Genomic DNA, 15,454 nt, shown 5'->3' on the forward strand with positions numbered 1-15,454 from the left:
GTCTCCTATGCACCACTTGTTCCGTTTCCTGTTCTTTGTCGGAGTGTTGTTGACTCCGCTGGCTGGTGTACTAGCTCAACCGCAGGCACATTCCATCGATAGCCTGAAGGTGTTGTTGAAACAGAGCCGTCCCGACACCAACCGCGCCAAGCTGCTGCTGGAACTGGCCCGCAGTTACATCATGAAACCGGGTGAACGGGCGGCTGATCTGGACACGGCGCTGTTGCTGGTGCGGCAGGGCTATTCGATCAGCCGGTATTTTCACTTTACCAAAGGCGAAGGAAACGCTTATTTGATCGGGGCGCAGGCTTACCGGGAGAAGGGAGAGGTGCAGCAAGCCCGCCGGTTTGGGCAAACTGCCATAAACCGTTTTGTAAAAAACCATCATAGCGCCGAACTGGCTGCGGCTTACATGGAAATGGGGAATACGTTTGGTAATTCAAACGAAGAGTTGAGGCAAAAGGTCAAGCAGTATGAATCTGCTTTGCGACTGTTTCAGCAAGTTGGCAATCTGGAACGACAGGCAGTAACGTTAAAGGAACTAGGCGATTTCTATCAGTTACTTTGGGAGCATGCCCGGGCTTTAGCCTTGCTGAAGCAGGCCCTGACGATTTATCAAAAAATCGGACACAAAGATTTACAGGGTTTATACGACCTGTTAGGGCATGTTAGTACTGAAGTAAACGATTTTAAAGCCGCCATTAGCTATGGGTTATTAGCGGTCAAAACGGCCGAATTGCGCAAGGATACAACGCTTCAGTTGTGCACCATTTATAACCGCCTTGGCCGCACCCATTATTATATCAAAGAGTATGAAACCGCTATAACGTATTACAAAAAATCGCTGCCGATTGCGCTTCGCCATAATGATGTAAATGCCATCTGGACAGTTGGACTCAATCTGGCGGGTGCTTATTTCCGTACAAACCAATACCAGAATTCGCTAGACCTGCTTGTCGATTTATCCAACCGATATCCGCATACCGATCTGTATAACCGCGTCCGGGCTGCCAGTTATTTCATCGAAAATTACCGGATGCTCCGTCAATACGCTCAGGCAAAGAAGTATTGTAATCAATTTCAGCAGCTTATTACAGAACAGAATAAAAAAGAAGAACCCAACCTGCCTTTTTTATACCCCGGAGCCATTCATTTTTACATCGATACGCGGCAATTTCATCAGGTTCGTCCCTTAATCACTGAATATAATGAATGGGCTAAGCAATCCGGGGTCAAGGAATTAATTGCTCTATCGCACTATTACTGGTTTAAACTGGATTCGGCCCAATCAGATTACCGTTCGGCGATTGTCCACTTCCGACGTTATACCGCTTTCAAGGATTCCGTTTTAACCGAAACCAAAAACAAAGAGATTGCCAAAATTCAGATTGCGTACGAAACCGAAAAGAAGGATAAACGACTGAAAGTCAATGAAAAAAATATTCAACTGCTGACCAGTAAAAATGCCGCACAACAGGCCACTCAGAATTTTGCTATTACCGGAGCGGTTTTGCTGATGCTTTTGCTGGGATTGACCTACAATCGCTACCGGCTGAAACAGCGTACCAACCGGCAACTGGAAGCCAAACAACGGCTCATCGACCAGAAAAACCAGTCGTTGCAGCAGGTGCTCAGCGAGAAAGAACAGCTTCTGGAAGAGCGGGAGTGGATGCTCAAGGAGATTCACCACCGGGTCAAGAACAACCTGCAGGTCATCTCCAGCATGCTCAACTCCCAGTTCGACTTTCTCAACGACCCGACGGCCCTTTCGGCCATCCGCGAAAGCCAGAACCGTGTGCAGGTCATGGCCCTGATCCACCAGAAACTCTACATGTCCGACAATTTGGGCCAGATCAACATGAACGAGTACGTTCACGAGATTGTCGATTACCTGATCGAGTCTTTCGACCGGTTTCAGACCATTCATCCTCAGATCACGGTTCCGGATGTTCACTTCGATGTTTCGCTGGCGACTCCGCTGGGGTTAATAATCAACGAAGCGGTCACGAACTCCTTGAAGTATGCCTTCCCGGAAAACCGCCCGGGTACGGTGGCCGTTCGGCTGAGTTGTGGGGAGGAGCAACGCTACCAGTTGATCATCAGCGACGACGGCGTTGGTCTGCCCGCCGGTTTCGATGCCACGCGCAGCAACACGCTGGGCTTGACGATGATCCGGGGCCTGAGCAAACAGATCCGGGGAACGCTGGACATCACCCAGTGCAACGGCCTGGAAATCAGCTTGCAATTCAATACTGCCGCGAAAACCGCCCGAACGGTTTTGCAGTCGGCTAAGAACGCGGATTGATGTTCAGTTTTTTCATGCGCGCTTCCAGGGTCGTGGGTTTGATGTTGAGCAGTTCGGCCGCTCCGCCCTGCCCCCGGATGCGGTTGCCGGATTGGGCCAGCGCGGCCAGAATAGCCGCCCGCATCGTATCCTGCAAGGGCTCCACGAGGGGAGAAGGCGTGTTTGCGGTTTTTGAAAGCATGAACGCCGATTGCAGCGGTTCTGTAATTTCCAGCGTAGTCGTTTTCGACAGGATGGCCGCCCGTTCCAGGACATGCTCCAGTTCCCGGATGTTGCCCGGCCACCCATACTTTCGCATCTGTTGCAGGGATGAATTGGCAATTCCGGTCAGCGGTTTTCCCAACTTCTTGCCTAGTTTTTGCAGGAAATGCAGCGAGAGCGGGAGCAGGTCTTCCGTTCGTTCGCGCAACGGCGGCAACTGAATCGGGAAGACATTCAGGCGGTAGTACAGGTCCGGACGGAACTGATTGGCGGCCACTTCTTCCTCCAGATTCCGGTTGGTAGCTGCAATGATTCGCACATTAATTTTGATCGGTCCTTTTCCGCCCAGACGCTCAATTTCTTTTTCCTGAATAACCCGCAGCAGTTTACTTTGTAATTCCAGGGGCAGTTCGCCGATTTCGTCCAGAAAGATGGTGCCGCCGTCGGCCAGCTCAAATTTCCCGATTCGCTTTTCAGTCGCTCCCGTAAAGCTGCCCCGTTCGTGACCGAACAGTTCGGATTCAATCAACTGGGTGGGCAGGGCCGCGCAATTCACTTTGACCATAGCCCGCTTTTTGCGGCCGGAGAGCGTGTGTACAGCCCGCGCAATGAGTTCTTTGCCGGTGCCGGTTTCGCCCAGGATGAGCACCGTTGAATCGGTCGGGGCAACCTGGCTGATGCTTTTAAAAACGGCAGTCATGGCCGGGCTGTTCCCAATCATTTCTTCGAAATTCGCGCCGGTTTTGATTTCTTCGGTCAGGTACGTCTTCTCCTGTTCCAGTCGCTCACTGAGGTCTTTGATCTGCACGTAGGCCAGGCTGTTTTCCACGGCCATGGCCAACTGCTGGCTAATTTCCTGCAAAATCCGGTGGTCTTTGGCGGTATACGCATACGCAGCCTGGCTAAGGAGTACCAACCGGACGGGCGACTGACCTTTTATGAAGACCGGAACCTGCACCGACGATTTAATGCCCCGCGTTGTCCCGGCCCAATTGGATTGTTCCGACTCATCGTCTGCTACGTTTTCGACCAATGCCCATTTCAGAAGAGCCGGATCGGTGATCAACTCGAACGCATTGTCCTTTTTCTGAACGATCATTTCCAGCTCCGGTGCGGTTTTGTCCGGCTGACCCAGGACCAGCCAATCAAACGGCAACAGCTTATTTAGCGCCTGGGCCACCTGGGGGATGCTTTCCGTCAGGTTCTTTCCGTTTCGAAAGGCCGTGACAATGGCCAACTCGGTCGTTTTGATCAGCCGATGGGCGTCCAGCTCTTCATAAGCCAGCAAATTGGTCAGTGCCAGGGCAATCTGCGGAATAATCAGGCTCACCAACTCGTAGTCTTTCTGCGTAAAGCTATCCGCCCGGGTATTGGCCAGAATCAGGTAAGCGGACACCTGCTGGTTGAGGTGAATGGGAAAAATCGCCAGGGAGCGGACGCCCAGATGATCGTAGCAGGAGCGCACCGTCTGGTAACGGTCACACAGGCGATCCAGGTCCGGACCGGTAAAAATTCCGGCCGGTTCGGCCAGTTGACTCACGGACTCATGCTCCAGTTTCTCGATCTCTTCCTGCTCCAGTTCGCGTTGCAGCAGGGTCGTCAGGTTGAGTCGTTCGAACGTGGCCGGACCGGTTCGCCGGAGCATCAGCCAGTACCCGGACCCTTCTTCGGGCCGAACGATGCGAAGGTTGAAAAAGGAGAAGGGCACCAGCGAATTGATCTGGTCGGCAATGGCCCGGCAAAGTTGTTCGCGGTCCTGAAGCGTAACGATGGCGTTGTTGACGGCGATTTGCAGGGCCTTTTGTTTCCGTGATTTGGCTTCTTCACCGTGGGCATGCCGGTAGCGGGCAATTTCCAGCGTGGTCAGCACATCTTTCTCGCGAAACGGCTTGGTCAGAAAGCCGAAGGGCTGGGTTTGCTTGGCTTCCGTCAAAACCCGGTCTGTCAGATTCGCCGAGAGGTAGACGAAGGGCGTATTGCGCTCGCGGAGCCAGTGAGCCAGATCGAGGCCGGTTTGGTCGCCATCCAGAAAAATATCCAGCAGAATAATGTCAGGCTGGTGTTGTTCAACGATTTCCATCGCTTCCGGAACGGAACCCGCCAGCCCCACAATCCGGTAACCCGCTTTTTCCAGAATTCGCCGGAGGTCGTTGGCAATCATAAACTCGTCCTCGACAATCAGCAAGGTCGGGGAGGGAATCGGCTCATCTTTGACGGACATTTCTTCCGGGGTCTTCATCGGGGAACAGGGTTCGCGGTCAGGCAACCCGCTTGCTCATCAGGTCATTCCGGACGTAGCCAAAGATACGCATATCCTACTCAGTTGTGTAACTCCAGAAATTAACCTCCAATATGTTGGAGGGTGTCCGTAATAATGGAGCCGATAACCACAACGTCTTCTTTTAATAATTTACTTAAATTATTGACAGTCATGGGTTTATGTGGCTGATAGAATCGTAAGTAAAGCGATGGCACTTCATTCGCAAGGGATTGAATGACTACTTATTCATCTCCTGTACACCCTCTCCCATGAAACGCCATATCCAATTCGAACCGCTGCTGATCCAGCAACTTGAAACGACGCAATGGGCGGTTCCCATGCACACCCACGACTTCTACGAACTCATCGTCGTTCGGCGGGGCAGCGGTTTTCACACCATCAACGGAAACCGGTTTTCGTATTCGGCCGGTGATATTTTCCTGCTGGGGCCTGCGGACCACCACTGCTTTTGCATTGAACAGAAAAGTCAGTTCTGTTTGTTATCCTTCACCGAGTCGTATCTAGCGGGGCTGCTCAACACCCGCCATACAATCTGGAAGCATATTCGGAATGCCAGCCTGTATACAACGCAGGGCCTCACGGGGAGCCTGATCACCAACCCGGCCGATCAGCAGCACCTGGACGCGTTACTAACAATCATTCTGACCGAGCGCAGCCCTCATTCGCCCGTGATGGCTTCCCTGATGGGGGCTTTGTTGAATCTGCTCGAACGCCAACTGACCCAGGCGCAACTGAAGGCGCTGCCCGCGAAGCCATCCAACGATCTGATCCAGGCCCTTGTAGCCCACATCGGCCAGCATATTACCGAGCCGGATCAGTTGCGCATCGAGCAGCTAGCCGAGGTGTTTCATTATTCGCCGGGCCACCTCAGCACGCTGTTTAAACAGCAGGTGGGCGCATCGCTTCAGCAATACATCATCCAATATAAACTCAAACTGGTCGAAAAACGGCTGCGCCTGAGTACGCTGACGGTTTCCCAGATTGCCGACGAATTTGGTTTCACCGACATCTGTCACCTGAACAAACTCTTCAAACGGTATTACCGGCAGGCACCCATGGGGTATCGCCGGGGTGTAACCGCAGCTTCGGTCGTCGTGAATTGATTCCTCTAAAACCGCTTTTTTATGGAAACCAGCTTTGATATTGTTGTAATTGGCTCGGGGCCAGGCGGCTACACGGCTGCCATTCGATCGGCCCAGTTGGGGTATCGGGTTGCGATTATTGAGAAATATGCCACCTTGGGCGGCACGTGTACCAATGTCGGATGTATTCCGTCTAAAGCCCTGTTGGATAGCTCCGAACATTTCTACCAGGCCATGCACCAATTCCAGGCGCACGGTATTGACGTCGGACCAATCAGTCTGAATTTTGATCAGTTCATGAAACGAAAACGGGAAGTGGTGGCGCAGAATACGGCAGGCTTAGTGTATTTGATGAGAAAAAATAAGATTACTGTCTTCCACGGAACGGGCAGCTTCGTAGATACGACAACACTGCAAGTTGTTAGCAATGAGCAGAATACGGTTTTGAAAAGCCGGTATTTTATCATCGCAACCGGCTCCAAACCATCGACCTTGCCCGGTATACTCATCGACAAAAAGCGAGTCATTACCTCTACCGAACTTCTCTCACTCGGGCAACAACCCAGGAAGCTGGTAATCATAGGCGGTGGTGTCATCGGGGTGGAGTTGGCATCCGTTTATGCTCGTTTAGGAACTGAAGTGACCATCATTGAATACGCGAACTCACTGATCCCATTGATGGACAGGGAATTGGGTAAGGCGCTGGCCCGGTCCTTGACTCGATTGAAGATTACAATTCTACTGGGAAGCCGGGTGATGGCTGCAACTCCACGAGCTGATAAAGCCGTTGTCACATTTCAGGATCAGGCAGGTCAACAGCAGGAACTTCAGGCGGATTACTGTGTCGTGGCTGTTGGACGAAAAGCGTATACGGAAGGGCTTAAGCTGGAAGCCATCGGTTTGCGCGTGGAAAAGAATGGGAAAATTCCCGTCAATGCGTTTTTGCAGACATCTGTATCCACCATCTATGCCATTGGTGATGTAGTTGCGGGCCCCATGCTTGCCCACAAGGCCGAAGATGAAGGCAGCTTCGTTGCCGAGGTAATTAACGGGCAAAAACTGCACCTTCAGTATGAGCGGATTCCCAATGTTGTGTATACGTGGCCGGAAGTAGCTTCGGTGGGCTATACGGAAGAACAATTAAACGAAAAGGGGATTGTCTATCACCTCGGTAAATTTCCTTATTCGGCCAGTGCACGGGCGAGAGCCGCGATGGATACGGAGGGATTTGTGAAGGTGCTCACGGACCCGAAGTATGGCGAAGTTTTGGGCGTACACATTTTTGGTCCACGAGCCGCTGATGTCATTGGGCAAGCGGTTATTGCCCAGGAGTTTGAGCTTACGGATCAGGGACTCGGCCGAATTTCGTACGCTCATCCCACATATTCGGAAGCGATGAAAGATGCGTATTTACAGGCGTCAGGCCAGGGAGCTATTAATATCTGAGAAGCCGGAATAAGAAGGCCTTGACATGCACTCAGGTTCACCGGAGCGAATTGATAACCGCAGCATCCACCCAAAAAATATCTCCGCTTCGGGAAAAGAAGAGGTACTTTCCGTCAGGGGTCACAAAGGGGCAGAACTCGTAAGAATCGGTATTGATGACCTTGCCCATATTTTTGGCTTTTTGCCACGCACCGGTTTTGCTTTTGAAGCTGATGTACAGATCACCGGCTCCCAGACCATCCGGGCGTTCGGCGCAGAAAATAATGTAGTTCTCATCCGGCGATACAAAGACATCGGCTTCGTAATGTTCGGTGTTCACGGCGTCTGCTACTTTCCGGCCCGGCTGGAATTTTCCCCCGGCGTACGGAGAAAACCGGATGTCGTAATTCTTGTCGGTTGTCGCGTTCGTGCCGCCGTTCGATGAAAAGTACATCGTGCCGGTTTTCGTAAAGGACATATAGTACTCGTTCTTGTCGGTATTGATGGCTGGTCCGGCAGTGATCGGCTCGTTCGACCACCCGTCTTTGGTCCGCTCGATGTACCAGATGTCAAAATCTTTCTTTTCGCCCTTCCCGTCGACCGCTCGGTCCGAAATGAAATACAACCGCTTTTCATCCGGCGACAGGAAGGGGTCATTGTACTCGTATTTGTCGCTGCCGATGACGGTTTTCGGCGCTGTCCAGGCGTTTTGCTCAAACCGGATGCACCGAATCTGCGGTTTTTTATTGATGATCACCGCATAGTAGAACTCCTTCCCATCTTTCGAAAAAACCGACCCGTATTCGTAATGATCTTTCAGAGAAACCAGATCCGGGGCGAAGACAACCGGAACCATACCGGGTGGTTTCTGATTCAGATACATCGGGGTTGTTGGTTGCGCCAGGAGCGAACCAGCGAAAACCAGGACCAGCGCAAAGGCCGTTCGTAAACAGTTCATACCCGATCAGGGAGTTAGGAGGGAATTTATCAAAAGCAACTTTATTGATAATTTCAGCCAAAAGCAATGCCGGGCCAAACATCCTTCAACGCCCGCCGGGCCGCATGGTAGCCGCACATCCCGTGGACGCCACCGCCCGGGGGCGTCGATGAAGAGCAGATGTACAGCCCTTTGGCCGAGGTGCGGTAGGGCGACCAGCGCAGGGCCGGACGCGTGAACAACTGGCCGATGTCGATGATGCCGCCGTTGATGTCGCCCCCGATGTAGTTGGGATTGTGCTCCTCCATTTGCGCCGGACTCAGCGTGTTCCGGGCCAGAATCCGCTCCCGAAAACCGGGAGCAAACCGTTCCACCTGTCGTTCGATGGCATCGGTCATGTCCACCGGCGAGCCGTTCGGAAGGTGGCAGTACGCCCAGGCTGTATGCTTGCCCGCGGGTGCCCGGGTTGGGTCGAACAGACTTTGCTGCGCCAGCAGGACATACGGTTTGTCAGGATGGCGACCGTCGGCAGCCTGTTGCTCCGAGTCGGCGATTTCTTCGAGCGTGTTGCCCAGGTGGACGGTTCCGGCCCGGCGGCAGGCTTCGTTCGTAAACGGAATGGGGCCATCGAGCGCCCAGTCGACCTTGAAAACGCCCATGCCGTAGCGATACCGCCCCAGTTGCCAGCGGTACAACGACGAAAACCGGTGACCGGCGATTTGCAGCAGTTGGCGGGGCGTTACATCGAATAAAACCGCCCTGGAAGAAGGAAGTTGCGCGAGCGAACGGACGAAGACGCTCGTTTCAATTTTTCCGCCCAGGGCCTGAAAATGAGCCGCCAGCGCTCGGGCAATCTCCCGTGAACCGCCCTTCGGCAAGGGCCAGCCAATCCGGTGGGCGGCCGTCATCAGCACGAGGCTGATGGCCGAAGTCGCCAGGTTCGTCAGGGGTTGAATCGAGTGGGCTGCCATGCCCGCCCACAGGCCCCGTGCCTGTTTGGTTTGAAACCGGTTCGCCGTCCAGGTCGAGGGAGGCAGGGCTTTCAGGCCGAATTGGGCAAAATCAATCGGGTGTTTCGGAAACGTCAGCGGACCCAGCAAATCGGCATCGATGCGGGGCCATTGCTCGACGACGGGCCCCAGCAATTTCAAATACGCTCGTTCATCCGGCCCCAGCAAGCGAGCGGTTTCTTCCACCGACCGGGTCAGGAGAGCGGCCGTGCCATCGTCGAACGGGTGGGCCGCAGCCACGGGCGGTTCGATGAACTCCAGGCCGTAGTCGGCCAGGGGTAAGGAGCGGAAAAACGGGGAGTTGACCGCCAGCGGATGGATGGCCGAGCAGGTGTCGTGCAAAAAACCGGGCAGCGTCAGATCCATCGAGCGCAGTCCCCCGCCAACCTCGGGCTTGCCTTCGAGCACCAGCACCGAAAGCCCGGCCTGTTGCAGGGTAATGGCGGCCGCCAGCCCATTCGGACCGGAACCCACAACGACGGCGTCAAAATCTGGTTTACTCATGTTTTTCAAAATGTTGTTACACAGGGTTAATCAGAGATTATCAGAGAAGTCCTCTGGTCTACTCTGATTAACCCTGATAAACTCTGTGTAACAACCCTCATTTAAACTTCCGGTCGGAACAACACCTGCCCATTCGGAGAAACTCGCCCGGCCGTGATTGGGTTCAAAAGTGAGGCAAAGGCGACAAATCCGGCTCAAGGCAAGAAACCCGGGCAGTAGCGGTCATCAATCTTTCGGCCGAGTAATAACGGCTTAGCAGTTCCCGGGAATCTGCCAGGTCCTCATTGGCCGAAAGAAAATCCAGCCAACCCGTTTCTGCGCTCTCCTGCATCCGGTGGTAAATGATCCGACAGAAAGCGACGGTAATGGTTTGATGGTATTTTTCAGGAGCTCCCTGGGCTATTGCGTACAGGCGAAGCAGGGTGGTAATCCGGTCCAGGCCCTGCTGGAAGTCCGACGCCTGCCGGAATTGCAACCAGGCGAGCCGTATGTGGGCCTCATGCGTAAAGAGATGTTTATCGAGGGTTGTGGATTCGAATTCCAGGAGAAATGTTTCATCACATAAACTCCGGTGAGTTGTCAGTGTCATGGCACTACACGGGATGGTTCTGGCACAAAGGTAGCCGCCCGCTTTGTCCTGATTTTCTCGAAAATTGAGAATTTGGTTACCGTCTGTACCGTTTTCTAAATTGGGCGGGGCTGCAGGAAAAATGCCGTTTAAAGAGGCCACAGAATGAACCAAGGCTTTCGAAACCAACCAGAAAGCTTACCTCGGCTACCGAAAAACCGGTGGCAAGCAGGAGATGCCGGGCCTGACGCAACCGGACCTGTGTGAGATACTGATGTGGAGTCTGGTGAAACAGGTCGGCAAAGCGCCGGAGCAGGTGAAAGGCGTTTAAACCCACCTGCTGGGCGATGGTTTCAAGCGTCAGGGGCTGGGCATACTGCTCGTCGATCAGGTGACGGGCTTCATACAACCGGGCATACAATGCTTTCTGCGTGCTGGCTTTTACAACGGGCAGTTGTTGCCTATGCCGCTGGTGGTGACGGTTGGCTCGGACGAGTCGCTCAAAGAAGAAATAGGCCTGTTCTTCGCCGTCTCTCTGGTTCGGTTTTTCACGTTCGGCCCAGTTGAGTAAAGCCTGGGGAGCCAGTTCACCGTACGTATACCGTCGCTGCACAAACTCAAGGGATTCCGGCCGGGTTGGGTCCTGTAGTTCGTTCGGGTGGGTCAGCGCCGACAAGACATTTTTCATCAATTCGCGGTGAAAGAAAATCAGGCAAACGTGGGTAGGGACGCGGCCCGGTTCGATTTCAAAACCGATTGAACTCCCTTGATTCAGCAGGAATCCGTACCGGCTTTGCAATCGCCAGGTTTGTTGATCAATCGTGTAGCGGACGTTGCCATTCAGGGTGAGCAATACCCCCGTCAAGCCTTCGTGTTCGGGAAAGCAATAAGGTGACCTGAGCTGTGCGTTCACCAGGACAGAGGTTTCGGACTGGCTAACCCGTTGAACCCGGTTGGAGTTCATCGTAGGCAACGTATTATGAATCTGCATGGCTGACAGAAAGATGGAAAGACTCCCGGTTGACTTTTTCTGTTGAAAGGACGCCTGTGCGCGGGTTCGAGGAGATGGCCCAGACGAATTCGATAACGCTCCGCTGGTCAAATCAATTCACGGGCTCAATCCCTGCCTGTCTGAAAATAACCTGCAAATCCTCCTGAATAGGAAACGGTTTCAGAGCCGGGACATTCGAGCCTCCGGGGTTGCCAACCGGAATGACCCCGACGAACGATTTTACTCCGCCCACCAGCAGGCGCGGAATCTGGCCCAGCACCTCGGAAAAGCTTTTGATTTTTAGTCCGAACAGAAGCATTTTCCAATGCACGAAGCTATGTTCGTACGGGTAAGCCTGTCCGAGGATGTGCGCTCTTTCCAGGTGTCTCCACGCCAGCGGGAGATTCCCGACGTTGAGGTGTACCTGATACAACTGTAGCTCCCGTTTGTAAAAGGGTCGGAGCGCTTTTGGCATGACGGTGTTGAACTTCATCGGCCTTGCGTGTTCATGTGAGGGTATTGATCTTTTTTAGACAAAGGTAAGGACTGCCTTGCATTGACAGCCTTACCCCATTGCCGGAAAAAGTCATTTAAAAATAGCCTGATCAAAATAGCGAGCTGGCAGCGGTTCACAGATACTTTCCGGCGTGGCCCGAAGCGGAGGGGGAACATCCACCAGCACTTGCCGTTGCAGCAAAACGGTTTTCCATTCATCATCCTCGGGTTTGCCGGTACAGACGCCCAGCGAAGGACTTGAAGTCGACAATTCGGCGCGCTTGCCGGCGTAAATGATGGCATCAAAAATCTCCTCTAACTGCATACCGGGATACAAATCAATCAGTTGACCGTCGGGGCCTTTGGCGGCTGTGTTGATGCTCGCCGGGAGCTCTCCGATTGGCGTGTCTGCGAGCAGGCCAATACCGGGTTTGGGCCAGGTTGCAAACAAATTCTCCACCGTCGGAAGTTCCTCTTCTTCCACGCCAAACCCGCTGTAAAAGGCGACTGTAAACGTGGTTCCCGGATGGCTCTCTTCCAGTTGGGTCAGGGCGCTTTTGGTCCGGCTATCGGCTTTGCTGCGTTCGACGTGTGGCCCTCCGGCCACAAAAAGAACGTTCTGGTTTGCCTGATACACTTCTTTCTCCAGAACCTGAACCATGCTTGACTCGCGCTCTGTCAGAAAAGGCAGGTAATCCGTCGGCCCCTGGACGAGCGCCCAGTCGATGGGGGGATCCAACAGCAGAATCCGGATTTGCTGGTCATGCGGTAGGTCTTGATTGAGACTTCTGACGTGGTTAATCATTCGTAAATACACCGGGGCATCGTAGGTTGTGTTGACCTGCGTATTGTTCCGCCAAACCTGCTTGATTTCGGCTTCAGACACTTCACCGCCTTGCGTATAGGCATCCATCAGGCTCTGATACAAAGAGTTGCCCCCCTCGAAAGCAATAGTTCTAACCTTCCGCTGAAAGTCAGGATGATCCAGAACCTGCTCGACGATATCCCAGATTTCCTGGTTGTAATGCAGTTCTGAAAGGGCGACCGTCTGGTAGGTATCAAACAACGAAACGATGCCCCGGGCGGCATCGGTGGGAACCGTTGACGGATCGACAGGTGGATCAACCGGCTCGACCTGACAGCTTATCAGACCCACCAGGAGCCAGCCCACCAGGCCGTGAATACATCGTTGGAACGGTTTTTTTCGAAAGAAACGCATAGGTTGAAAAGTGATTTTAAATGGTTACAACTACAATTACGAAAGCCGGATCGCCCAATTTTCAGCGAAAACCGTTTTCGGTTGAAAAAGGGAAGGCGTTACTTCACAGCCACGGTTACCTGAAAAAAAGGCGCAGGATCGGCGATGGAAAACGTGGCGGTTCGCTTGTTGTCGCCCAGGTCAATGAAGGGGCCAAAGCTGACTACCCCTTTTTGGTCGGCTTCGTAAATCTCCAGCCGCCGACGGACGAAATACCCCGACCGCACCTGCAGCGACAGATAAGCCAGCAACCGGTATTCCCAACCGACGCCAGCTTCAACCTGTCTGATCTGGACGTAACGTCTCAGCCGTTCTTCCGACAACCGGTACGAATCATTGTTTCCCCCGACGGAGGCTGAAAACTCATGCCGACGCCGGGGCTTATACGTCGCCTGCAACCGAGCGGGCAGGATCGCCCGCCATTGCCATTTCTCCGTTATTTTCTGGTCGATTTCCAGCGTCGGTATCAGCATATGACCGTAGAACTGCCCAATGTAGCCCAAACCGCCCGCATAGCTGAGTCGGTCGGAACGCTGAACGCGTACCCGAAAGGCCGTTGTGAACCGCCAGGCCGCCCCGACCCGGCCTGCCAAATCGGAATAGAGTCCACTACCCGCCAGAAATTGGCCCTGCACCCGTTCGTTGAACGAATGCAGGTGAATGAGCTGAGCGGATAACCCAAACAACGACTCGGCCCCGCCCGGCAACCCACCCGCCCGCAGCCATTCGGTCCTGAGTCCGGCAAGCCAGGTCCGGTGTTCGGACCGTCGGATGGGGGCATTCAGGTTGAACGTGTACTTCGTCAGCGAGTGGGTGAGGGCATGATCCACCGGCGAGTGGTTGACCGCCAGCGATACCAACGAACGATCCTGCGCCTGCGCCAGCGTAACGACCAGATTGGCAATCAGCCAGCCGAACCGGGTTTTCATCGCAACGGGCCGGTTAGGCGGTAGGAGAGCGAGAGCGACACGTTGGGCACCAGCAAGCCTTCAAAGCGTTGCCGCAGACGCTCGGTGACGGTAGGCGTAATGTTGCCGGCAATGAAACGGCCGACCAGCCCTTCGCCTTCCGACCGAACGCGGCTTTTGACCCCTATCGTAGCCAGAAAACCGAAATCCAGCGATACCCCCAGCCGGTCCACCCGGGGGGCCCGGAAATGCCGCCCGACATTGAGCCCGAGCTGGGTCAGGTTCGCCGTAGGCTTCAGGCGGGTCTCGTCGTAGAAATCGCCCACAATCGGAAAGCGGTCCCGGTAGTCTTCCACCCGTTCATTGATGCGTTCGGCCTGGTCCGGAGCCAGGTTGTTGACCAGTTCGGCCGCTGTCCCGCTCACGGCATAATTGAGCGTCTGCATCCAGAGACTCAACCGCCATTTGCCCGGATGATAACGTCCGCCGAAACCGATCCCCGAAACCGATTGCAGGTTGGCCCGCAGGTACTGGTAGGATTGCGCCTGGTCGGGTCGGCGTTTTTCCAGTTGTTGTAGCAACAGGCCGGTATACCAGGTCGAGGAAAAACCGATTTGCCAGAACGCCGACCAGCGGGTCCGGGGCCGTAACGACAAACCGACGACGTTTTGCAACGGCAACTGGGTACCGACATGCAGTTCCCAGGCCAGGTGCGGACGAACCGGGCGTGGGGTGGCGACAAATACCCGCTGTGCCCGGAGCGGAAAAAAAGCCGTACTAAACAGGAGGAGAATGAGACTGGTTTTCATGCGTTTACGAGTTGGCCGTCCGACATTTCCAGGACCCGGTCGCTGTTGCGGGCAAAATCGTCATCGTGTGTCACCGCGATGATGGTTTGCCCTTCTTCGTGCGTCAGTTGCCGAAAAATGTCAAAAACGATGTGAGTGTTGTAGGTGTCGAGGTTACCAGTGGGTTCGTCGCCCATAATAATCGCCGGGTCGTTGATCAGGGCACGCGCAATCGCTACACGCTGTTGTTGGCCACCCGACAGGCGGCTGGCCCGTTTCATCGCCTGGCTGTCGATGCCCAGCAACCGGAGCTTTTCCATCGCCCGGTGTTCAATCTCCCCGGTGGCGTATTGGCCCAGTTTCAGGGCCGGAAGCATCACGTTCTCCAGACAGGTAAATTCGGGCAGCAGGTAGTGAAACTGAAAAACGAAGCCAATGTGCTCGTTCCGGAAACGAGCCAGCGCATTCTGGGGCTGCCCCGTCAGTCGCTGGCCGTTCAGCGTCAGACTCCCTTCATAGTCAGTATCCATCGTGGAGAGAATGTAGAGCAGGGTCGATTTGCCACTGCCGGATTTCCCGACCATCGACAGAAATTCCCCTCGCCTGACGGTGAAACTGACGTCCTGGAGTACCCGGAACGGTTGCGGTTCCTGAAAGTACTTGACGATGGAGTCGGCTTGTAAGACAATGGACGAGTGCAT

13 protein-coding genes are annotated in these 15,454 nt (G+C 54.1%); 3 read left to right on the plus strand and 10 right to left on the minus strand.

All coding sequences use genetic code 11. The features are described from left to right. The first annotated feature begins 7 nt into the window (after positions 1-7). Positions 8-2,305 carry a histidine kinase dimerization/phosphoacceptor domain -containing protein gene (locus ACO2Q8_RS12590; protein ID WP_423345167.1) on the plus strand — a complete coding sequence of 766 codons (2,298 nt, stop codon included), beginning with the start codon at positions 8-10 and terminating at the stop codon, positions 2,303-2,305. Here ACO2Q8_RS12590 and ACO2Q8_RS12595 read toward each other — a convergent pair. Continuing rightward, positions 2,289-4,745: a sigma 54-interacting transcriptional regulator gene (locus ACO2Q8_RS12595; protein WP_423345168.1), complete on the minus strand. Its 2,457-nt coding sequence runs from the start codon at positions 4,743-4,745 to the stop codon at positions 2,289-2,291. The genes ACO2Q8_RS12590 and ACO2Q8_RS12595 overlap by 17 nt on opposite strands. Positions 4,746-5,035: 290 nt before the next feature. Here ACO2Q8_RS12595 and ACO2Q8_RS12600 point away from each other — a divergent pair, with 290 nt between their 5' ends. Together ACO2Q8_RS12600 and lpdA are read left to right on the plus strand one after the other, a co-directional pair. Continuing rightward, the gene (locus ACO2Q8_RS12600) at positions 5,036-5,890 is read left to right on the plus strand and encodes a helix-turn-helix domain-containing protein (RefSeq protein WP_423345169.1); all 855 of its coding nucleotides are present in this window, start codon (positions 5,036-5,038) and stop codon (positions 5,888-5,890) included. A 21-nt stretch (positions 5,891-5,911) separates the two neighbouring features. Further along, on the plus strand, positions 5,912-7,315 hold the full coding sequence (gene lpdA, locus ACO2Q8_RS12605; RefSeq protein ID WP_423345170.1) for a dihydrolipoyl dehydrogenase: 1,404 nt from the start codon (positions 5,912-5,914) through the stop codon (positions 7,313-7,315). 37 nt (positions 7,316-7,352) lie between these two features. Here the strand turns inward: lpdA and ACO2Q8_RS12610 are convergent, their stop codons facing one another. The 9 genes from ACO2Q8_RS12610 to ACO2Q8_RS12650 form a co-directional block, all read right to left on the minus strand. Further along, complete coding sequence (locus ACO2Q8_RS12610) at positions 7,353-8,252, minus strand: hypothetical protein (protein WP_423345171.1); 900 nt, start codon at positions 8,250-8,252, stop codon at positions 7,353-7,355. A 53-nt stretch (positions 8,253-8,305) separates the two neighbouring features. Further along, a complete protein-coding gene (locus ACO2Q8_RS12615; RefSeq protein ID WP_423345172.1) occupies positions 8,306-9,745 on the minus strand; it encodes a phytoene desaturase family protein in 1,440 nt (479 codons plus the stop codon). Between the two features lie 163 nt (positions 9,746-9,908). Further along, on the minus strand, positions 9,909-10,334 hold the full coding sequence (locus tag ACO2Q8_RS12620; RefSeq protein WP_423345173.1) for a hypothetical protein: 426 nt from the start codon (positions 10,332-10,334) through the stop codon (positions 9,909-9,911). Positions 10,335-10,410: 76 nt separating this feature from the next. Beyond that, positions 10,411-11,304, minus strand: a complete 894-nt coding sequence (locus tag ACO2Q8_RS12625; protein ID WP_423345174.1) for a helix-turn-helix domain-containing protein — start codon at positions 11,302-11,304, stop codon at positions 10,411-10,413. A 112-nt stretch (positions 11,305-11,416) separates the two neighbouring features. Next, positions 11,417-11,797 carry a DUF3703 domain-containing protein gene (locus ACO2Q8_RS12630; protein WP_423345175.1) on the minus strand — a complete coding sequence of 127 codons (381 nt, stop codon included), beginning with the start codon at positions 11,795-11,797 and terminating at the stop codon, positions 11,417-11,419. 93 nt (positions 11,798-11,890) lie between these two features. Then, entirely contained in the window at positions 11,891-13,018 is a 1,128-nt protein-coding gene (locus tag ACO2Q8_RS12635) for a hypothetical protein (protein WP_423345176.1), read from the minus strand. Between the two features lie 98 nt (positions 13,019-13,116). Next, positions 13,117-13,986, minus strand: coding sequence for a DUF6268 family outer membrane beta-barrel protein (locus tag ACO2Q8_RS12640; protein ID WP_423345177.1), 870 nt, complete (start codon positions 13,984-13,986; stop codon positions 13,117-13,119). Next, the gene (locus tag ACO2Q8_RS12645; RefSeq protein ID WP_423345178.1) at positions 13,983-14,774 is read right to left on the minus strand and encodes a hypothetical protein; all 792 of its coding nucleotides are present in this window, start codon (positions 14,772-14,774) and stop codon (positions 13,983-13,985) included. Before ACO2Q8_RS12645 ends, ACO2Q8_RS12640 begins: the two co-directional genes overlap by 4 nt. Beyond that, positions 14,771-15,454, minus strand: a complete 684-nt coding sequence (locus tag ACO2Q8_RS12650) for an ABC transporter ATP-binding protein (protein ID WP_423345179.1) — start codon at positions 15,452-15,454, stop codon at positions 14,771-14,773. Before ACO2Q8_RS12650 ends, ACO2Q8_RS12645 begins: the two co-directional genes overlap by 4 nt.

The sequence above is a fragment of the Larkinella sp. VNQ87 genome (assembly GCF_049445795.1).
GTDB lineage: Bacteria > Bacteroidota > Bacteroidia > Cytophagales > Spirosomataceae > Larkinella.

What these genes read in the sequence shown, in the direction of transcription:
- ACO2Q8_RS12590 (WP_423345167.1), top strand. Translation starts at nt 8, where the DNA reads ATGCACCACTTGTTCCGTTTCCTGTTCTTTGTCGGAGTGTTGTTGACT.
- ACO2Q8_RS12595 (WP_423345168.1), bottom strand. Translation starts at nt 4,745, where the DNA reads ATGAAGACCCCGGAAGAAATGTCCGTCAAAGATGAGCCGATTCCCTCC.
- ACO2Q8_RS12600 (WP_423345169.1), top strand. Translation starts at nt 5,036, where the DNA reads ATGAAACGCCATATCCAATTCGAACCGCTGCTGATCCAGCAACTTGAA.
- lpdA (WP_423345170.1), top strand. Translation starts at nt 5,912, where the DNA reads ATGGAAACCAGCTTTGATATTGTTGTAATTGGCTCGGGGCCAGGCGGC.
- ACO2Q8_RS12610 (WP_423345171.1), bottom strand. Translation starts at nt 8,252, where the DNA reads ATGAACTGTTTACGAACGGCCTTTGCGCTGGTCCTGGTTTTCGCTGGT.
- ACO2Q8_RS12615 (WP_423345172.1), bottom strand. Translation starts at nt 9,745, where the DNA reads ATGAGTAAACCAGATTTTGACGCCGTCGTTGTGGGTTCCGGTCCGAAT.
- ACO2Q8_RS12620 (WP_423345173.1), bottom strand. Translation starts at nt 10,334, where the DNA reads ATGACACTGACAACTCACCGGAGTTTATGTGATGAAACATTTCTCCTG.
- ACO2Q8_RS12625 (WP_423345174.1), bottom strand. Translation starts at nt 11,304, where the DNA reads ATGCAGATTCATAATACGTTGCCTACGATGAACTCCAACCGGGTTCAA.
- ACO2Q8_RS12630 (WP_423345175.1), bottom strand. Translation starts at nt 11,797, where the DNA reads ATGAAGTTCAACACCGTCATGCCAAAAGCGCTCCGACCCTTTTACAAA.
- ACO2Q8_RS12635 (WP_423345176.1), bottom strand. Translation starts at nt 13,018, where the DNA reads ATGCGTTTCTTTCGAAAAAAACCGTTCCAACGATGTATTCACGGCCTG.
- ACO2Q8_RS12640 (WP_423345177.1), bottom strand. Translation starts at nt 13,986, where the DNA reads ATGAAAACCCGGTTCGGCTGGCTGATTGCCAATCTGGTCGTTACGCTG.
- ACO2Q8_RS12645 (WP_423345178.1), bottom strand. Translation starts at nt 14,774, where the DNA reads ATGAAAACCAGTCTCATTCTCCTCCTGTTTAGTACGGCTTTTTTTCCG.
- ACO2Q8_RS12650 (WP_423345179.1), bottom strand. Translation starts at nt 15,454, where the DNA reads ATGCACTCGTCCATTGTCTTACAAGCCGACTCCATCGTCAAGTACTTT.